This window comes from Mesoterricola sp. JemC181, assembly GCF_055384585.1.
Genome location: NZ_AP045076.1, coordinates 4,396,965 through 4,415,889 on the forward strand (window position 1 = coordinate 4,396,965; position 18,925 = coordinate 4,415,889).

The window sequence follows — 18,925 nt, forward strand, 5'->3', positions numbered from 1 at the left end:
GGGTTCTACACCCCCTCCGCCTCCAGGTGGCGCGCCTGCTCCTGCATGAGCAGCGCGCCCACCTCCTTCTTGATGGCGTTGAACTCCGGCGAGGCGGGGTCCCGCATCCGCGGCAGGTCCACGGCCAGGTCCAGCTTCACCGTGCCCGGGCGGTAGGTCATGAGCACCGTCCGGTCCGCGAGGTAGATGGACTCCTCGAGGCTGTGGGTGACGAACACCACGGTCTTCCTCAGCTCCGACCACACCCGCAGCAGCTCGTCCTGGAGCGTGCGGCGCGTGAGCGCGTCCAGGGCCCCGAAGGGCTCGTCCATGAGCAGGATCGGGGAATCCAGGGCCAGCACCCGCGCGATGGCCACCCGCTGGCGCATGCCCCCGGACAGGTCCCTGGGGAACCGGGACCGGAACTCCTCCAGGCGCAGCATGGCCAGGAGCCGGCCCACGGTGTCCCGGATCTCCGCCGCGGGGCGCCCCTTGATCTCGAGGCCGAAGGCGATGTTGGCTTCCACGGTCATCCAGGGGAAGAGGGCGTACTCCTGGAACACCATGCCCCGGTCGGGCCCGGGCGCGGCCACCGGGGCGCCGTCGACCGTCACGGTCCCTCCCGTAGGCCCGATGAAGCCGGCGATGACATTGAGCAGGGTGGACTTCCCGCAGCCGGAAGGCCCCAGTAGGCACACGAACTCGCCCCTGCCGATGTCCAGGCTGATGTCCTGAAGGGCCGTCACCGTCTGGCCCGCCCCCTCGAAGCGCTTGCCCACGCCCTGGATCCGGATGTGCGCGTCCATCACTGCTCCAGGCCGCGGTGCCAGCGCAGCAGCCACCGGCTGAGGCGGTTCATGAGGGTGTCGATGCCCAGGCCCAGGAGGCCGATGGTGAACATGCCCGCGATGATCTTGTCCGACCACATGTACTCCCGGGCCTCCAGGATCCGGTAGCCCAGGCCGTTGTTCACCGCGATCATCTCCGCGACGATCACCACGATGAACGCCGTGCCCATGCCGATGCGCGCCCCGGCCATGATGTAGGGCGCCGCGGCTGGCAGGATGACGCGGCGGAAGGTGGTGGCCCGCCCCGCGCCCAGGTTCCGGGCCACCCGCAGGTAGATGCCGTCCACGTGCTGCACCCCGGCGATGGTGTTCACCAGCACCGGGAAGAAGGCCCCCAGGCTGATGAGGAAGAAGGCCGGCGGATTGCCCAGGCCGAACCAGAGGATGGCCAGGGGGATGTAGGCGATGGGCGGGATGGGCCGCAGTACCTGCACCAGGGGGTCGAAGAGGGTATTGGCCAGCCGGCTGTAGCCCATGGCCAGCCCGAGGGGCAGCGCGAGGCCCGTGCCCAGGGCGAAGCCCACCAGCACGCGGTAGAGGCTGCCGCAGGCGTCCCGGGGCAGCTCCCCCGACACCAGCCACGCGATCCGGGACATGGCGGCGGGATCGAAGGCCTCCAGCGGCCGCAGGTAGGCCAGCCAGCGCGTGGCCACCGCCAGGGGCGAGGGCAGGATGATGGCGTTGAAGACCCCGAGGGAGGCCAGCGCCTGCCAGGTCAGCAGGATCCCCAGGGGCACCAGGACGCCGCGAAGGAAGCGCCGCATGGGCCTACTTCACCTTCAGGTCGGCCTTGGCCTGCGCGAGCAGGTCCAGACGGGTCCAGTCCGCCGCCCTGGGCGGGTTCGCCATGCGGCCGACCTTGTACTTGGCCATGAGGTCCGTGGTCACCTGGATGTGCTCGACCGTGATGTCGTAGGTGAAGGGCGAGTTGCCGATGGCGTCCTGGTACTCCTCCTTCGAGAGCTGGTTGCTGAACATCTTCTCCCGCACGAAGCGCTCGGCGAGGGCCTGGTCCTGGAGGAAGGCCCGGGTGGCGTCCACGAAGCACCGCATGAACCGCAGCGCCACGTCCCGGCGCTGGTAGAGCTTCTCGGTCATCACCAGCGCGCGGACGGGCTCGCCCATGGGGGTGTCGTAGGGCTTCATGACCTCGGTTCCGAAGCCCCGCCGGATGGCCTGGGAGGAGTACGGCTCGGACTGGCACATGGCGTCGATGTTGCCCGACATGAGGGCCTGGTTCAGGTCCGGGAAGGCCAGGTACACGACCTGCACGTCCTTCCCGGGCTGGTCGGCCCACGTGAGGTTGTGCTTGGCCAGCTCCGCCAGGAGCAGCAGCTCCTGCGCCCCGCCGCGGGCCACGCCCACCTTCCTCCCCTTCAGCCCCTCGACGGTGCGGATCCCCAACTGGGTGCGGGCCACGATGCGCGCCCCGCCCTTGGCGAAGCCCGCCACCACCACGAGCGGCACGCCCGCCGCCCGCCCCGCGATGGCCGCGTCCGCCGCGCTGGCGCTCACGTCGATCTCGCCCGCGAGCATGGCCGGGTTGATGTCGATGCCCTTGGCGAACATCCGCTCCTCGATGCGGAGCCCATATTTCGGCGCCAGTTCCTTCATGTAGGAGACCGCGCCGTAGTGGGCGAACTTGAGGTTGCCCAGGCGCACCAGGTCCTGGGCCATGAGTGCGTTGGCGGCCACAAGGGCCAGGATTGCGACCAGGACGGAACGCTTCATGGGTTACTCCGGAGGACAAGGTGGACTCATATTATTTGGAATTCACCCACACGCCACCTTTATCCCCGTTCCACGCTTTTTTCCGAATCGACCCTACGATTCCCAAATAAACGTCATCGAATCCGGATCCGCGTGCTACCTTCAAGGGCTAGGCACAGGAGCAAGTCATGGAAAAACAAAATTTAGCGCCCGCCACCCCCGTCGTGAAGATCCCCAAGGCCGAGGCCATTGAGACCATCGCCAAGAACCTCGCAGCCATCCGCGCGCGCCTCGTCCAGGCCCAGGCCCTCAAGGCCGCCGCCGTGAAGCCCGAGCGCTACGCCCTCCACTTCCAGGTCAACGAGCTGAAGAGCCAGGCCAACTACTGGAAGGCCCAGATCTCCCGCCTGAAGAAGGAAGCCAAGACCGAGGTCGACTGGGTCCGCGAGTTCGGCAACTAGACCCGACAGAGCCGGATCCCCATCCCGGGCGGGATTCCGCATGGCGGATATCCAGCCCGGGGTGCGCCGTACGCCCAGGTGACAGGGGATGCTTTTGGGGTTAAGGTCAGGCCAGTCCAAAGCGATCACCCGGCATACCGAACCCATGGAGGGCGACCCATGCGCTGGCTTCCCAGGATCCTTGTTTGCTTGATGGCCACCCTGGCCGTGGCCCAGGTCCCCGCGACGGACGTCGCGGCCCGGCTCAAGCCGCTGGACGCCTACATGGCCAAAGTCATGAAGGACTTCAACAGCCCCGGCATCGGCATCGCGGTCGTCTCCGGGGACCAGCTGGTGTTCGCCAAGGGCTACGGCTACCGCGACTACGGCCAGAAGCTGCCCTTCACCCGGAACACCCTCTTCCAGATCGCCTCCAACTCCAAGCTCTTCACGGCCGTGGCGGCGGGCATGCTGGTGGAGGAAGGCAAGCTCGCCTGGGATCAGCCCATCAAGGAGGCGGTGCCATCCATCCAGTTCCAGGACCGGGACCTGGATGCCCGCGTGACCCTCAGGGACATGCTCGCCCACCGCACGGGCATCACCCGCCACGATTCCATCTGGTACAAGTCCGCCGACTCCCGGGCCACCCTTTTCGGGAAGCTCCGGTTCATGGAGCCCAAGGTGCCCATGCGGCAGCTCTTCCTCTACAACAACATGATGTACGCCGCCGTGGGCCAGATCATCGAACTGAAGTCGGGCAGCACCTGGGAGGACTTCGTCCGCCAGCGCATCTTCAAACCCCTCGAGATGGACCGGACCCTCTACACCATTCCCGACATGCTCAAGCAGCCCGATTTCGGCGTGGGCTACAACGAGAAGCGCGACGGCAACGAGCTCTACAAGGCCCCCTACTACGAGGATACGGCCGGCATGGCCCCCTGCGGGGCCATCGTCTCCAGCATGGAGGACATGTCCCACTGGGTGATCGCCCTGCTGAACGAAGGAACGTACAAGGGCAAGCAGGTCCTGCCGCCCTCGGTCCTCAAGGCGACCCTCGAGCCCGCCATCGGCCTCGCCAATGCCAACCCCGAGACCCGCGGGTGGTGGGAAGTGCTCAATCCCACCTACGGCATGGGGCGGCAGACGGCCTCCTACCGCGGCCACCTGATCGCCCTGCACGGCGGCGACCTGCCCGGCTTCCATTCCCAGGTGTCCCTCATGCCCAAGGAGCGCCTGGGCGTCATTGTCTTCGTGCTCGGCGACCATGCGGGGATGCTGTATAACCCCATAAGCTATAATATTTATGAATACCTGCTCGGGATGGAGCAGACCCCCTGGCCGGCCCGGATGCTGGACATCCGCCTGAAGGGGAAGAAGGAAGGCACCGCGGCCCGGGCCAAGGCCGGCGCGGACCAGGTGAAGAACACCCGCCCCTCCCACCCGCTGGAGGATTTCACCGGGGATTACGAGCACCCCGCCTACGGCTTCCTGCGCATCGGCAGGACCGGGGACCAGCTCCAGTACGACTTCCACGGCATGAAATTCCCCCTCACCCACTTCCACTACGACCGGTTCGACACCCCGGATGATGAACTGGAAGGCAAGTCCTCCGTGAACTTCCTGACCAACCCCCAGGGCGACGTCGACAAGGCCGTCATGAGCCTGGACGAGGGGGAGGCCGTCTTCGTGCGCAAGGCCGCGTCCCTCGACCCGGACACGCTGAACAAGGTGGCCGGCACGTACGAAACCGCCACGGGATCCCGGATCCAGGTGAAGGCGAAGGACGGCCAGGGCCTTGTCATCGCCATCCCCGGCCGGCCCGACATGAAGCTGCTGCCCTACAAGGGCCTGAAGTTCAAGTGCAACGAGTACTCGGACCTCATGTTCGAATTCGTGATGGAGAAGGGCGAGGTCAAGGCCCTCAAGGAGATCGACCCGGGCGGGGAACACGTCCTGAACCGCAAGTAGCGATCCATGCACTTGAAAGCAAAGGGGGAAGCCGAAGCCTCCCCCCTTCACCGGAATATCCCTGCGCCTATCTGCCCAGCACGGCCTTGGCGGTCTTTACGACGTTCTCGACCGTGAACCCGAACTTCTCGAACAGCACTTCCGCGGGCGCCGAGGCGCCGAAGCGGTCCAGGCCCACCGAGGCGCCTTCGAAGCCGACCCACTTCTCCCAGCCGAAGGTCACGCCGGCCTCGATGGAGACGCGGGCGGTGATCGCCCTGGGCAGGACCTCCTCGCGGTAGGCGGCGGACTGCCTCGCGAACATCTCCCAACTGGGCATGGATACCACGCGGGTGGGGACGCCCTGGGCCTCGAGCTCCCTGCGGGCCGCGAGGGCGAGGTGCACCTCGCTGCCGGTGGCCATGAGGATGAGCTTCGGGGCCGAGCTGCCCTCCTCCAGGACGTAGGCGCCCTTGGCGGCGCCCTTGGCCTTGGCGGGGTCGAGCACCGGGAGCTTCTGGCGGGTGAGGGCCAGGCCCACGGGGCCGGTGGTGTGGCGGATGGCCTCCCGCCAGGCTTCCACGGTCTCGTTGGCGTCGGCGGGGCGGATGAGGGTCATGTTCGGGATCATGCGCAGGGTCATGACCTGTTCCACGGGCTGGTGGGTGGGGCCGTCCTCGCCCACGCCGATGGAGTCGTGCGTCCACACGTAGTCCACGGGCAGGCCCATGAGCGCGGCGAGGCGCACGCTGGGGCGCATGTAGTCGGAAAAGATCAGGAAGGTGGCCCCGAAGACCCGCAGCCCGCCGTGGAGCGCCATGCCGTTGAGGATGGCGCCCATGCCGTGCTCGCGGATGCCCCAGTGGAAGTTCCGGCCGCTGGTGGTGGCCTCGAAGTCGCCGCCGTCCTTGAGGTGGGTGTTGTTGGAGGGGGCCAGGTCGGCGGATCCGCCGATGAGGTTGGGGAGCTTCTGCGCCAGGGCGTTGAGCACCTTGCCGCCGGCTTCGCGCGTGGCCTGGTCCTGGCCGGGCTGGAAGACCGGGAGGGCCTCCTGCCAGTCGGAAGCCATCTCGCCCTTCATGAAGGCCTCGAACTCCGCGGCCGCCTCCGGGAAGGCCTTGGCGTAGCCCGCGAAGAGCTCCTTCCAGGCGGCCTCCTGGGCGGCGCCCCGGGTGCCGCACTCGCTCCAGTGGGCCTGGGCCTCGGCGGGCACGACGAAGTGGCCGTCGGGGTCCCAGCCCAGGATCTCCTTGGTGGCCCGGATCTCGGGCTCGCCCAGGGGGGCGCCGTGGGCGCCGTGGGTGTCCTTCTTGGTGGGGGCGGGGAAGCCGATGACGGTCTTGCAGTCGATGAGCGTGGGCTTGCCGCAAGGGGTGCGGGCCTCGTCGTAGGCCCGGGCCAGGGCCTCGATGTTCTCGCCGTCGGCCACGTGGAGCACGCGCCAGCCGTAGGCCTCGAACCGCTTGCCCACGTCCTCGGTGAAGGCCAGGTCGGTGCGGCCCTCGATGGTGATGCTGTTGTTGTCGTAGAGAAGCACCAGCTTCTCCAGGGCCAGGTGCCCGGCGATGCTGGCGGCCTCCTGGGCGATGCCCTCCATGACGTCGCCGTCCCCGGCGAAGACGTAGGTGTGGTGGTCCACCACCTTGAAGCCGGGCCGGTTGAACCGGTCCGCGAGCCAGCGCTCCGCGATGGCCATGCCCACGGCGTTGCCGATGCCCTGGCCCAGGGGGCCGGTGGTGGTCTCGACGCCGGCGGTGTGGCCGAACTCGGGGTGGCCCGGCGTCTTCGAGCCCCACTGCCGGAAGGCCTTGAGCTCGTCCAGGGGCAGTCCGTAGCCCGCCAGGTGCAGGAGGGAGTACATGAGCATGGACACGTGGCCGCAGGAGAGCACGAAGCGGTCCCGGTCCGCCCACAGGGGGTTGGCCGGGTGGTGCTTCAGGAACTTCGTCCAGAGCACGTAGGCCGCGGGGGCCTGGGCCATGGGGGTCCCGGGATGGCCGCTGTTGGCCTTCTGGACGCCGTCCATGGCCAGGCAGCGGATGGTGTCGATGCAGAGTTTGTCGATGTTCGTGGCCGCGAAGGTCAAGAGTTACCTCATGGAATGGTCAGATTGTCTCACGCCTGTCAGGGGCGGTTGGAATTGCTCGCCTTCACGAAGGCCGTGAAGAGGGGGTGCGGAGTGAGGGGCTTGGACTTGAACTCCGGGTGGAACTGGCAGCCCAGGAAGTACGGATGGTCCACGATCTCCACGATCTCCACGAAGGTCCCGTCCGGGCTCACGCCGGTGAAGGCCAGCCCGTTGGACTCGAGGGGCCCGCGGAACTCGGCCTGGTTGAACTCGTAGCGGTGGCGGTGGCGCTCGCTGATCCGGGTCGCGCCGTAGGCCCTGGCGGCCTGGCTTCCCTCCACCAGCACGCAGGGGTAGGCGCCCAGGCGCATGGTGCCGCCCAGCTCCTCCACGTCCACCAGCTCGCGCAGCTTGAAGATGACCCGGTGCTTGGGGTTGTCCTCGAACTCCGTGGAATCGGCCCCGTCCAGGCCCGCCACGTTGCGCGCGTACTCCACGGAGGCCATCTGCATGCCCAGGCAGATGCCGAAGAAGGGCACCTTGCGCTCGCGGGCGTACTGGATGGCCTTGATCATGCCGGTGGTGCCGCGCACGCCGAAGCCGCCGGGGACCAGGATCCCGTGGCAGTCGCCCAGGAACTCGTCCACGTTGCCGTGCTCGAGCTCCTCGCCCTCGATCCACTTCAGGTCCACCTGGGTCTCCAGGCCGTAGCCGGCGTGGTGGAGGGCCTCGATCAGGGACTTGTAGCTCTCCTTGAACTCCACGTACTTGCCCACGATGCCGATGCGCACGCTGCCCTTGGGGTTGCGGATGCGCTGCAGCAGGTCGTGCCAGGGGGTGAGGTCGGGCCGGCGGTCCGGAAGGCCCAGGAGGGTGGCCACCTTGGCGTCCATGCCCTCCAGGTGCAGGTTGAGGGGCACCTCGTAGATGGTGGTGGCGTCCTTGCAGCTGAAGACCGCGTCGGGGGCCACGGAGCAGAACATGGCGATCTTGTCCTTGAGGGACCGGGGGATCTCCACGTCGGCCCGGCACACCAGCACCTCGGGCTGGATGCCGAGGGCCCGCAGCTCCTTGACGCTGTGCTGGGTGGGCTTGGACTTCAATTCGCCGGCGGCCTTGATGTAGGGCACGTAGGTGAGGTGCATGTTGATGGCGTTGCCGTAGCCGGCCTCCAGCTTGAACTGGCGGATGGCCTCCAGGAATGGCTGGCTCTCGATGTCGCCCACCGTGCCGCCGATCTCCACCAGCACCACGTCCACGTCCTTGGCCACCTTTCGCATGGTGGCCTTGATCTCGTCGGTGATGTGGGGGATCACCTGCACGGTCTTGCCCAGGTAGTCGCCGCGCCGCTCCTTCTGGATGACGGTGTTGTAGATGCGGCCGGTGGTGATGGTGTGGTTGCGGGTGGTGGGCACCGAGGTGAAGCGCTCGTAGTGGCCCAGGTCCAGGTCCGTCTCGGCGCCGTCGTCGGTGACGAAGACCTCCCCGTGCTGGAAGGGGCTCATGGTGCCGGGATCCACGTTGAGGTACGGGTCCATCTTCATCAGGGTCACCTTCAGGCCCCGGGCCTCCAGGAGCGCCCCCAGGGACGCCGCGGCGATCCCCTTCCCGAGGCTCGAAAGAACCCCGCCTGTCACGAACACCCATTTCGTCATCGTTGCACCCCCCCCGGTGGCAAAGTTCCAGTCGTCACTACATCTCCTCCGGGGCCTGGATGCCCATGAGGAAGAGCCCCTGCCGCAGCGCCCGGGCCGTGGCCACGCAGAGCGCGAGCCGCGCGTCCCGGACTTCCGCCGAGTTCTCCGCCCAGAGGATCGGGCAGTTGGTGTAGAAGCCCGAGAAGGCCTTGGCCACCGAAAGCAGCTGGCGCGCCAGGGCCGTGGCCATGTTCTCCCGCGCCATGGTGCGCAGGGCGTCGGGAAGTCCCGCCAGTTCGAAGAGCAGCGCCTGGGCCGGGGCGTCCGAAAGGCCCGCGAGGTCCGCCGGCAGCGGCGCGTCGCAGTACGGCACCACCGCCGAGTCCGGCGTCAGGGGCCCCAGGGGCCGGGCCAGGTCCGCCCAGTTCCCGCCGGCCTTGCGCAGCACGGAGCAGATGCGGGCGTGGGCGTACTGCACGTACGGCCCCGTGTCCCCGTCCAGGGCGATGACCCGGTCCCAGGTGAAGGTGATGGACTTGACCCGGTCGTTGAGGGCGTTGAAGAAGACCACGGCCCCCAGGCCCAGCATCTCGGCCACTTCCGCCTTGGCCGGCAGGTCCGGGTTCTTCTCGTCGATGATGGCCGTGACGCGGGAGACCGCCTCGTCCAGCACGTCCTCCAGGAAGATGACGTTGCCCTTGCGGGTGGACATCTTGCCCTCGGGCAGGTTGATCATGCCGAAGGGCGTGTGGAGCATGCGGCCCCGGTACCACGGGTCCAGCTTGGCCATGACCGCAAATATCTGCTGGAAGTGGAGGATCTGGTCCGCTCCCACCACGTAGATGCAGCGGTCGAAGTTGAAGGTGGCCTTGCGGTACATGGCCGCCGCGATGTCCCGGGTGGCGTAGATGCTGGCGCCGTCCCCCTTCTGCACCAGGCAGGGGGTGGTGATGCCCACGTCCTCCAGGTCCACGATGCGCGCGCCGTTCTGGCCCTCCACCAGCAGGCCCGCGTCCTCCAGGCGCCGCATGGCCGGGACCAGCTGGTCCTGGTAGAAGGCCTCGCCCATCTCCAGGTGGTCGAAGGCCACCCCCAGGCGCAGGTAGATGCGGTTGAAGGTCTTGAGGCTGATCTCGCGGAACCAGGACCACAGGCGCCGGGCCTCGGGGTCCCCCTCCTCCAGGCGCCGGAACCAGTCCCGGGCCTCCTCGCGAAGCGCCGGATCCTCCTCCTCGGCCCCGTGGAAGCGCACGTAGAGCTGGAAGAGCCGGTACAGCGGGCTCCGCAGCTTCTCCGGGATCTCCTCGGCCCAGGGGAAGTCCTGCTCCAGCTCGGGGTTCTCCGCCTCCGCCCAGTGCTTGTAGGCGGCCAGCAGGGTCCCGAACTGGGTGCCCCAGTCGCCCAGGTGGTTGAGGCGGATCACGTCGCAGCCGAGGTACTTGTTCACCTGCGCCTGGGCGTGGCCGATCATGGTCGAACGCAAGTGCCCGATCGTGAACAGTTTGGCAATGTTCGGCGAACTGTACTCCACGATCACCGTCTCCCCGTGGGGCTCGGCGGAACCGTAGGGCCGGGTGCCCAGGAGGGCCTCGAGGAGGATCCGGGCCCGGGTGGCGGGCTCCAGGCGGAGGTTCAGGTAGGGTCCCGCGGCCAGGACCTCGGCCCCTTCCAGGCGGATGGCCTCCGCCAGGTCCTTGGCCACCTGGGCCGGGTTCTTCCCCAGCACCTTGGCCGCCTTGAAGCAGGGATAGGCGAGATCGCCCATCTCCCCCGAGCGCGGCCGCTCCAGGACGATCTCCTGCCCGGGCAACGCCGCCGCCAGGGCCTCACTGAATGCCTTCTTCACCTGCTCCATGCCCGCTCCATGACAATCCACCAACCGGAAGCCAGGGGCCTCCAACCAGGATGAAGGAACCGGGGCCCGCCGGGAAGCCCCAACTTTGGCCTTTGTTCAGGTCTTTCCCCTTGAATTCAGGGCTGGCGGAGGTATGATGATTCTTCGCCTTCATGGGCGACATTCAGTCTGTCCGTACGCCTTGCGGGTCGAATTATCAGGTATCCAGGAGTCAGGATTCATGGCCAATCACAAGTCCGCCGCCAAGAAAGCCGCCCACGACGTGGAAGCTCGTCTGCGCAATCGCGCCAACCGTTCCACCATGAAGTCCGCCATCAAGCGGTTCCTCACGGCGGTCGCGACCGGCAACAAGGCCGAAGCCACCACGCTTCTGCCCAAGACCCTCGGCGTGGTCGACAAGGCCTGCCGCAAGGGCGTGCTGCACAAGAACGCCGCCAACCGCTACAAGAGCCGCCTGACCCTCAAGGTCAACGGCCTGGCCTAGGCCTTCCGGCCCAGCCCTGGAACAGCCCGGCCTCGGCCGGGCTGTTCCGCGTACCTACATCCATGACGCGGGTACCGCCACGGGGCCCGGGGGGACCTTGGCCCAGCTGAATCCGGGGAGCAGTTCCTCCAGGCCGGCCCGCTCCGGGCGCTCCAGGCACCCCAGGCTCCACCCCAGCCACCCCAGCACCCGCGCCGCGTCCACGCCCCGGTGGGCCAGCAGCGCCAGGCCCAGGGCCCCGTCCCGCTTGCCGAGCCTCGATCCGTCGGGGGCGGTCACCAGGCCCAGGTGTCCGTAGGCCGGGCGCGGGAGCCCCAGGGCCTCCTGGAGCCTTGCCTGGGTGGCGGTGACTCCGCGAAGGTCCTGGCCGCGGACGATCTCGGTCACGCCCTGGCCGCCGTCGTCCACCACCACGGCCAGATGGTAGGCGTAGCACCCGTCCCGGCGGTGCAGGAGGGGATCCCCGGTGAGGGCGGCGGGGTCGTCCTGCTGCGGCCCCAGCAGGAGGTCCTCCCAGGCGACGGACCCCTCCGGCACCCGGAAGCGCAGGGCGTCGGGCCGCAGGAAGGGCAGCGGCCGGTGGCGGCAGGTGCCCGGGTAGGGACGCAGGCCGTCCTCGCCGTGGGGCGCCGAGGCCATGCCCGCCAGGTCCTTGCGGGTGCAGATGCAGGGGTAGAGCAGGCCCGCCCCGAAGAGCCGCTGCAGCGCGGCCTGGTAGGCGCCCTTGCGCCGGGACTGCCAGAGGACGGGCCCGTCGCTCTCCAGGCCCAGGGCCGCCAGGTCCCGCAGCTGCGCCTCCCCCAGGGTGGACCGGCACCGCGCGGTGTCCACGTCCTCCATGCGGATGAGCCAGCGCCCGCCAGCGGCCCGGACGGAGAGCCACGAGGCCAGGGCCGTGCGGAGGTTGCCCAGGTGGAGCTCCCCGGTGGGGGAAGGAGCGAAGCGGCCGATGCATGCCATGGCTCCAGGATACCTGTGTGGCCATGAATGGATTGGGAAATTCCCATTTCAAATTTATCGATTTTCCCACTTGGCAGCTCCCCGGATTCCCGGTTCAATCGAGGCACTCCCACCCCCGGGAGGCATTCAAACCCTTATTTATAGGAGCATCCATGGCCTGCGGCCCGCGCACCCCCCTGCCCGTCCTGACCCCCGAAGACCTCGCCCACGTGCGGGGCTCCGGCGGCACCCTCGACCTCTCCTTCACCGCGCCCCCCTTCCAGGGGCAGGTGGGCCTGACCCAGTCCGGACCCCACGGCTCGGTGTCGGGAACCCTCGCCACCGACGGCCACACCTGGGCCGCCGGCCTCCAGACCTCGGTGAGCCCCTCGCCGAAGGTGAACCTCGGCGGCTTCGCCAGGACGGACGGCCGGAACTGGGAGGCGGGCGTCTCGGCCCGGATACGCTTTCTGACGGCCTGAGCCATAATCCAGGGATGCGTTCCTGGTCCCCGATCCTCAGGGCCGTCCTTGCCCTGGCGGCCGCCTATGCCCTGCTCCTGGCGGTGGCCCGTTCGGGCCTCCTGCCCGCCGCCCTCCAGGGGCAGCCGGCGGTCCTGCTCATGGGCATCCTGACCGCGGGTTTCGCGTTGGGGATGGGACTGGGGCCCCGGTGGGTGCCGGGGCTCCTGTTCCTGCCCTGGCTCCTGGACCTGCTGCTGCGCCACATGCCCCCCACCTGGATGTGGCCGGCGGCCCTGGCGGGACTGCTCCTGGTATACGGCGGTGGGATCCTCACCCGGGTGCCCCTCTACAACTCCAACCGGGCCGCCTGGGAGGCCCTCCTTGGCCTGTGCCCCCCGGGGCTGGTGCGCCTGGCCGATCTCGGGGCAGGACTCGGCGGTCCCCTGGCCTTCCTGGCCCGGGCGCGGCCCGACGGGTTCTTCCTGGGCGTGGAGGCTTCGCCCCTCACGTTCGCCGCGGCCTGGCTCCGCACGCTGCCGGTGCGGGGCAACTGCAAGATGCACTGGGGCAGCCTCTGGAACCAGGATCTCTCGGGCTTCGAGGTGGTCTACGCCTTCCTCAGCCCCGCCCCGATACCCGCCTTGTGGGAGAAGGCCCTTCGCGAGATGCGGCCGGGGACCCTGTTCGTGAGCAACACCTTCGAGGTGCCCGGCCGGGCGCCCACCCTGCGGATCCCCCTGCCGGGGCGCAAGGACGCGTGCCTGCTCGCGTACCGCATGGAGGGGATCCCATCCGGGCCCGAACCCGGTAGGATCGAATGATCGAATTGGAGCTGCCCATGACCTTCTCCCGCAACCTGGCCGCGCTTTGCGCGTTCACCGCCTGCGCCGTCGCGGCGCCGCCCCCCGCCCCCAGGGCCGACTACCTCGCCGGCGTCATGGACACCACCGTCGACCCCGGCGTGGACTTCTTCACCTACGCGGTGGGCGGCTGGCTCAAGCGCAACCCCATCCCCCCGTCGGAATCCGCCTGGGGCATCGGCAAGGTCCTGCGGGAGCAGACCTACGCCAACCTCCGCAAGATCAACGAGCAGGCCGCGGCCCATCCCGCAGACGCCGACGGGCGCAAGGTCGGGGACTTCTGGGCGGCCGCCATGGACGAGGCCCGCATCGAGCGCCTCGGCCTCCAGCCCCTCCAGGCCGAATTGGCCAAGGTGGACGCCATCCGCACCGCCCGGGACGCCGTGAACCTGGCCTTCGCCTGGAGCCCCCTGCGCACCCGCGCCTTCTTCGCCCTTTCGGTGGAACAGGACGAGAAGAACAGCGAGGAGATGGCCCTTCACCTCTACCAGGGGGGCCTGGGCCTGCCCGAGCGGGACTTCTACTTCAACCCCGAGAAGGGCGTCGCGAAGATCCGGGAAGCCTACCTCGCCCACCTGGACCGGACCCTCCACCTCCTGGGCCGCCAGCAGTCCGGGGCGGCCGCCATCCGGGTCATGGCCTTCGAGACCGCGCTGGCGAAGGCGGCCCGCAGGCTCGAGGACCTCCGGGACCCCGAGAAGAACTACAACAAGATGACCCCGGCGGAGCTGACCGCCTCGCGCACCCCCTCCATCGTCTGGGCGGACCGCTTCCGGGAATGGGACCTCCGCCCGGCCACCGTCATCGTCGGCCAGCCCGAGTTCTTCGGGGCGCTGGAGACCCTGCTGGCCGCCACCCCCGTGGAGGTGCTCCAGGACTACCTGCGCCTGCGCCTGGCGGACACCTACGCCGACTACCTGGGCAAGGCCTTCCAGGACGAGGACTTCAAGTTCCACGGCCAGGCCCTCTCCGGCCAGCGCCAGCCCCGAGACCGCTGGAAGCGCGTCCTGGACGCCCAGGAACAGGCCATGGGCATGCTGCTGGGCAAGCTCTTCGTGAAGGAATACTTCACGCCGGCCGCCAAGCTCCGCTACGAGGCCATGGTCGAGGGGATCCGCGGCGCCTACAAGGAGCGCATCGAGCGCCTGGACTGGATGAGCCCGGCCACCAAGGCCAAGGCCCAGGCCAAGCTCGCCGGCATCACCCCGAAGGTGGGCTATCCGGACCGGTGGAAGGACTTCTCGGCCCTGGTGGTCGCCCGGGACTCCTACTGCGCGAACATGATGAACGCCTCCCGCTGGCGCTTCGCCGACATGCTCGCCAAGTACGGCAAGCCCGTGGACCGCACCGAGTGGCACATGACCCCCCAGACCTACAACGCCTACTACAACCCCTCCAACAACGAGATCGTGCTCCCCGCCGCCCAGATGATGGTCCCGGGCGTGGCCGACGCGGACCTGGACGACGCCCTGGTGTACGGCTACACCGGCGGCTCCACCATCGGCCACGAGATCACCCACGGGTTCGACGACGAGGGCCGCCAGTTCGACGCCAAGGGCAACCTCACCGACTGGTGGACGAAGGAGGACGGCGAGAAGTTCAACGCGCGGGCCGAGGGCATGATCCGCCAGTTCGACGCCTACGAGCCCCTGCCGGGCCTCCACATCAACGGCAAGGCCAGCCTGGGCGAGAACATCGCCGACTTCGGCGGGATCCTGCTGGGCATCGACGCCTTCAAGAAGACCGAACAGTACCGCAAGGGCGAGAAGATCGGCGGCCTGACCCCCATGCAGCGCTACTTCCTGGGCTACGCCCTGGGCTGGATGACCCAGCAGAACGACGAGGTGCTGCGCACCCGCCTGCTCAGCGACGTGCACGCCCCCGCCAAGTGGCGCGTCCTCGGCCCCCTCTCCAACATCCCCGAGTTCCACCAGGCCTTCGGCGTCAAGGAAGGCCAGCCCATGTGGCGCTCCAAGGCCGACTGCCTCCGCATCTGGTAGTCACAGCTCCCGGAAGGCCCGCTCCAGCTGCTCCCGCGTGATGAGGGAGCCGGTGCTGGCCTTCTGGGCGCAGGTCCACCGCGCCGCGATCTGGCCCCGGAGCACCGACTCCTCCAGCGGCCGCCCCTCGAGCACATGGCTCGCCAGGAACCCCACCGCCAGCCCGTCCCCGGCGCCGTTGGTGTCCACGACGGGCAGGTCCGAGGCCACGGGCGGGAAGTACCGCACCTTGCCCGCCGCGCCCAGGGCGCAGCCCTTGGCCCCCATTCCCGAGATGACGATCTGCCGCGGGTTCCGGGCCAGCAGGGCGCGGATGAGGGGCCCGGGGCTTCGATGGTTGGCCGCGGAGAGGAAGAGGATGTCGGACCCGTTGATGAAGTCCTGGCGGTAGGGGTCGTCCAGGCCCACCACGTCCTGCAGGTCGCAGGCCACCACCAGGCCCTCCTGCCGGGCCGCGGGCAGGAGCCCGCGGGCCCAGTTGGGCAGGTGGAAGTGGGCGAGGCGCGCCCCCTTGAGGATCCGCCGGCAGAGCTCCAGGTCCGGCCGCAGGTCCATGTGGCCCTTGCCGTCGTAGAAGTTCTTGCGCCGGCCGTCGAGGCTCATGAGGTTGACGCTGCGGCTGGTGCCCTCGGGGTCCAGGAAGAGCCCGCGCAGGTCGATGCCGTCCCCGGCGAGTTCCTCGCGGATGAAGCGCCCGCTGAAGTCGTCCCCCACGCACCCGATGAAGGCCGTGGCCAGGCCCAGCCGCGCGTAGCCGCGGGAGGTGTAGCCCCCCGCCTGCCCCACGTAGTCCAGGTCCAGGGTGAAGTTGGCCTCGACCTTGAAGTCGATGTCCCTGCCGGGAAGATAGACGTTCGTGTCGATGCCGACGTTGCCAACGACGACCACATCCGCTGCCATGGCCTGCCTCCAGGCCCCCAGTCTATTCCTGCAGGCGCGTCAGACCATAGTCCTGGGTGATCTCGCCGATGAGGTCCCGCACGTGGACCAGCTCGTTGAGCTTCCAGCCGTTGCTCCCGGTGAAGAAGAGCCCGGACTCCGTGTCCCCGCCCCAGGCGTCCCCGAGGCTGTCGGCGATGCAGTAGCCCACGCGCTCGGCGCCCTTGCCGTGCTCGCACGGGGAGACGCAGTTGCTGATGCACTTGATGCGGGGGGCGACGCCCTCGGCGATGCGGCGGTGGAGGGCGGTCTTGACGCCCCGGGCCGGCATGCCCACGGGGGACCCGTGCAGCGCGATGGTGTCCTTGTCGGCCTTGAGGATCACGCCCTTGAAGTTGAGGTGGGCGTCGCACTCGAAGGTGCCGATGAACCGCGTGGCCATCTGGACCCCGCCGGCGCCCTTCGCCATGAGGCGGTCGATGTCCTCCCGGTCCCACACGCCGCCGGCGGCGATGACGGGGAAGTCGCCCCACTGGTCCCGCTCCTCGATGACCGAGGCCAGGAGCGCGTCGAGGCTGAAGGCCGGGTCCGCGCACTGCTCCAGGGAGAATCCCTGGTGGCCGCCGGATTCGGGACCTTCCAGCACCACGGCGTCCGGGAGGCGGTTGAACTTGCGCTGCCAGGTCTTGCAGATGAGCTTCAGGGCCCGGGCCGACGAGACGATGGGCACCAGGGCCACGTCCGCGTCGCCCACGTACTCGGGAAGGGACAGGGGCAGGCCGGCCCCGGAGATGATGAGCTGGGCCCCGGCTTCCACCGAGTCCCGTACCACGCGTTCATATTCGTTGATGGCGCACAGGATGTTCACGCCAACCGCGCCGTGGCCGCCGGCGATTTCCAGGGCGCTGCGCAGGATCCGCTTGAGGGCCGGGGTGCTGTTGAGGTTCTCGGCCTGGAGGGGCCGGCCCTGCACGGAGTTGGAGACCTCCGGGTACCGGTACCCGGTGCCGATGGCCGAGACGATGCCGATGCAGCCGCAGCGGGCCACGTTGCCCGCCAGGCGGTCCCAGCTCACGCCGATGCCCATGCCGCCCTGGATGACCGGGTAGGGGATGTCCAGGTTCCGGATGCGAAGGCGCGGAAGTTCGGGGGCGGGGTGGTCCACCAGGTTCTCGAGGGCGGGCTCGCCCATGACCTCGGCCAGGCGCTTGCGGAAGGAGGCCAGGAAATCGGCCGCCCCTTCCCGCAGGAGCGCGGGGGTCCTCAGCTGGAGGCCGGCGGCGCCCTCGGAGAGCAGGACCCGGCCCTCCCCCTCGGCGCCCACGGGCGCGAAGCAGGGAAGGTTCGTGGAGCGGATCATGCGGCGGAGCCGGTCGGAAAGCCCTTCGCCTTCGGCCGCGAGGAGGGCGGACGCACCCTGGGCCTCGGCCAGCACGGCCTCGTCCTCGTCCCGCACCTCCACCACCCTCGGCAGGCCCCAGGCCCGAAGGGCCTCCAGGCGCTCGGGGAGGATTTCCGATCCGTGCATGACGAAGGCGGCCAGGTTCTGGGCGGCGGTTTCCATCCGGGTGGAGAAGTCCCCCAGGACGCCCCGGAAGTCCAGGCCCAGTTCCCCGCCCTGGCGCAATTCGGCCAGGCGCTTGAGCAGGGCCTCGGTGTCCGGGAAGGCGGGCATGCGGATCACCCCCACCCCTCCGGCGCCCGCGAAGGCGGCCGCCAGGGCATCGGTGGAGAAGGGATGCCACCCCTGGAAGAACACTGGAGTATCCGCCCCGAAGGACTGGAAAGTTCTGCGTCTGGTCATGTTGGGATGCTCCGTCGGGCCTTGGGAGTTCCGCAGGGCCAGATATTATGTATTTCATCTTGGCAGAGAGGGGAACTTTCTAAGCTAGATTTAAGAAGACGGCTGGAGTTTCCGAAACACGAAGTGGGAGCTTTGTACATGTTTTTCATAATCGGTCTGGTTGTGGTTATCGGGGCCGTCATGGCCGGTTATCTCATGGAGGGAGGTAAGATCCACGTCCTCCTCGAGCCGCTGCCCGCCGAAGGCACCATCCTGTTCGGGGCGGCCATCGGCGCCTTCCTGGCCGGCAACACCATGAACACTATCAAGTCCGTGGTCGCCAACATCGCCAAACCTCTCAAAGGCAGCAAATACACCAAGGCCGTGTACATGGAGTCCCTGATGCTCCAGTACGAGGTCTACGTGAACATCAAGAAGGGCGGCCTGCTCGCCCTGGAGCAGGACGTCAACGACCCCCACAGCTCCAACATCTTCAAGAAGTACCCGGCCGTGATGCACGACCACCACGCCATGGATTTCTTCTGCGACTCCATGAAGCTCCTTATTAATGGTTCAGCCAAGATCGACGAGATCGATCAGGTCATGGATATGGATCTTGACGTGCATCACGCCGAATCCGCCGCCCCGGGCGCAGCGGTCGGGGTCATGGCCGACGGGTTTCCCGCCTTCGGCATCTGCGCCTGCGTCATGGGCGTGGTGATCACCATGGGCTTCCTGGACCAGCCCCCCAACGTCATCGGCGGCAAGGTCGGCTCGGCCCTGGTGGGCACCTTCCTGGGCATCTTCCTGGCCTACGGCGTCTTCCAGCCCCTGTCCAAGAACATCGACCAGGTGCTGGCCGCCGAGGGCGCCTTCTTCAACGCCCTGCGCGCGGGCCTGGTGGCCTTCGGCAACGGCGCGGCCCCGGTCACCGCCGTGGAGTTCGCCCGCCGCAACATCCCCTCCCCCGAGCGCCCCGGCTCCCAGGAACTGGAAGAAGTGGTCCGCCAGATCAAGCCCCGGTAACCCCAG

General features: G+C 68.4%; 16 protein-coding genes. 7 read left to right on the forward strand and 9 right to left on the reverse strand.

The window, feature by feature from the left end; genetic code table 11:
- Positions 1–5 precede the first annotated feature (5 nt).
- The 3 genes from ACZ5MC_RS19305 to ACZ5MC_RS19315 are packed head-to-tail and all read right to left on the reverse strand — an operon-like array spanning position 6 to position 2,558.
- Positions 6–785, reverse strand: a complete 780-nt coding sequence (locus ACZ5MC_RS19305; RefSeq protein ID WP_464516538.1) for an ABC transporter ATP-binding protein — start codon at positions 783–785, stop codon at positions 6–8.
- Positions 785–1,591, reverse strand: a complete 807-nt coding sequence (locus ACZ5MC_RS19310) for an ABC transporter permease (RefSeq protein ID WP_464516539.1) — start codon at positions 1,589–1,591, stop codon at positions 785–787. Before ACZ5MC_RS19310 ends, ACZ5MC_RS19305 begins: the two co-directional genes overlap by 1 nt.
- A 4-nt stretch (positions 1,592–1,595) precedes the next feature.
- Complete coding sequence (locus ACZ5MC_RS19315) at positions 1,596–2,558, reverse strand: ABC transporter substrate-binding protein (protein WP_306602127.1); 963 nt, start codon at positions 2,556–2,558, stop codon at positions 1,596–1,598.
- 203 nt (positions 2,559–2,761) lie between these two features.
- Here ACZ5MC_RS19315 and ACZ5MC_RS19320 point away from each other — a divergent pair, with 203 nt between their 5' ends.
- Both ACZ5MC_RS19320 and ACZ5MC_RS19325 read left to right on the forward strand, forming a co-directional pair.
- Positions 2,762–2,998: a hypothetical protein gene (locus ACZ5MC_RS19320; RefSeq protein WP_306602128.1), complete on the forward strand. Its 237-nt coding sequence runs from the start codon at positions 2,762–2,764 to the stop codon at positions 2,996–2,998.
- Positions 2,999–3,190: 192 nt separating this feature from the next.
- The gene (locus ACZ5MC_RS19325; protein WP_306602129.1) at positions 3,191–4,945 is read left to right on the forward strand and encodes a serine hydrolase; all 1,755 of its coding nucleotides are present in this window, start codon (positions 3,191–3,193) and stop codon (positions 4,943–4,945) included.
- Between the two features lie 67 nt (positions 4,946–5,012).
- On the opposite strand, the gene tkt is transcribed toward ACZ5MC_RS19325, so the two are convergent.
- Genes tkt through argS form a run of 3 tightly spaced genes read right to left on the reverse strand, consistent with a single transcriptional unit; the run spans position 5,013 to position 10,484 of the window.
- Positions 5,013–7,010, reverse strand: coding sequence for a transketolase (gene tkt, locus ACZ5MC_RS19330; RefSeq protein ID WP_464516540.1), 1,998 nt, complete (start codon positions 7,008–7,010; stop codon positions 5,013–5,015).
- Positions 7,011–7,048: 38 nt separating this feature from the next.
- Positions 7,049–8,647 carry a CTP synthase gene (locus ACZ5MC_RS19335; RefSeq protein WP_464516541.1) on the reverse strand — a complete coding sequence of 533 codons (1,599 nt, stop codon included), beginning with the start codon at positions 8,645–8,647 and terminating at the stop codon, positions 7,049–7,051.
- Between the two features lie 37 nt (positions 8,648–8,684).
- Positions 8,685–10,484, reverse strand: a complete 1,800-nt coding sequence (gene argS / locus ACZ5MC_RS19340; protein WP_306602132.1) for an arginine--tRNA ligase — start codon at positions 10,482–10,484, stop codon at positions 8,685–8,687.
- A gap of 220 nt (positions 10,485–10,704) precedes the next feature.
- On the opposite strand from argS, the gene rpsT reads away from it, so the two are divergent.
- A complete protein-coding gene (gene rpsT, locus ACZ5MC_RS19345) occupies positions 10,705–10,968 on the forward strand; it encodes a 30S ribosomal protein S20 (protein WP_306602133.1) in 264 nt (87 codons plus the stop codon).
- A 54-nt stretch (positions 10,969–11,022) separates the two neighbouring features.
- Here the strand turns inward: rpsT and gluQRS are convergent, their stop codons facing one another.
- A complete protein-coding gene (gluQRS, locus tag ACZ5MC_RS19350) occupies positions 11,023–11,928 on the reverse strand; it encodes a tRNA glutamyl-Q(34) synthetase GluQRS (protein ID WP_464516542.1) in 906 nt (301 codons plus the stop codon).
- A gap of 152 nt (positions 11,929–12,080) precedes the next feature.
- On the opposite strand from gluQRS, the gene ACZ5MC_RS19355 reads away from it, so the two are divergent.
- The 3 genes from ACZ5MC_RS19355 to ACZ5MC_RS19365 are packed head-to-tail and all read left to right on the forward strand — an operon-like array spanning position 12,081 to position 15,231.
- Positions 12,081–12,389, forward strand: a complete 309-nt coding sequence (locus tag ACZ5MC_RS19355; protein ID WP_464516543.1) for a hypothetical protein — start codon at positions 12,081–12,083, stop codon at positions 12,387–12,389.
- A gap of 14 nt (positions 12,390–12,403) precedes the next feature.
- Positions 12,404–13,192, forward strand: coding sequence for a class I SAM-dependent methyltransferase (locus ACZ5MC_RS19360; protein WP_464516544.1), 789 nt, complete (start codon positions 12,404–12,406; stop codon positions 13,190–13,192).
- A gap of 17 nt (positions 13,193–13,209) precedes the next feature.
- Positions 13,210–15,231, forward strand: a complete 2,022-nt coding sequence (locus ACZ5MC_RS19365) for a M13 family metallopeptidase (protein ID WP_306602137.1) — start codon at positions 13,210–13,212, stop codon at positions 15,229–15,231.
- Here ACZ5MC_RS19365 and ACZ5MC_RS19370 read toward each other — a convergent pair whose 3' ends face one another.
- Together ACZ5MC_RS19370 and ACZ5MC_RS19375 are read right to left on the reverse strand one after the other, a co-directional pair.
- Entirely contained in the window at positions 15,232–16,131 is a 900-nt protein-coding gene (locus tag ACZ5MC_RS19370) for a carbohydrate kinase family protein (RefSeq protein ID WP_306602138.1), read from the reverse strand. It lies immediately after the preceding gene.
- A 22-nt stretch (positions 16,132–16,153) separates the two neighbouring features.
- Entirely contained in the window at positions 16,154–17,914 is a 1,761-nt protein-coding gene (locus tag ACZ5MC_RS19375) for an NAD(P)H-dependent flavin oxidoreductase (RefSeq protein WP_464516545.1), read from the reverse strand.
- A gap of 138 nt (positions 17,915–18,052) precedes the next feature.
- On the opposite strand from ACZ5MC_RS19375, the gene motA reads away from it, so the two are divergent.
- Positions 18,053–18,919: a flagellar motor stator protein MotA gene (gene motA / locus ACZ5MC_RS19380; RefSeq protein WP_306602140.1), complete on the forward strand. Its 867-nt coding sequence runs from the start codon at positions 18,053–18,055 to the stop codon at positions 18,917–18,919.
- Positions 18,920–18,925 lie beyond the last annotated feature (6 nt).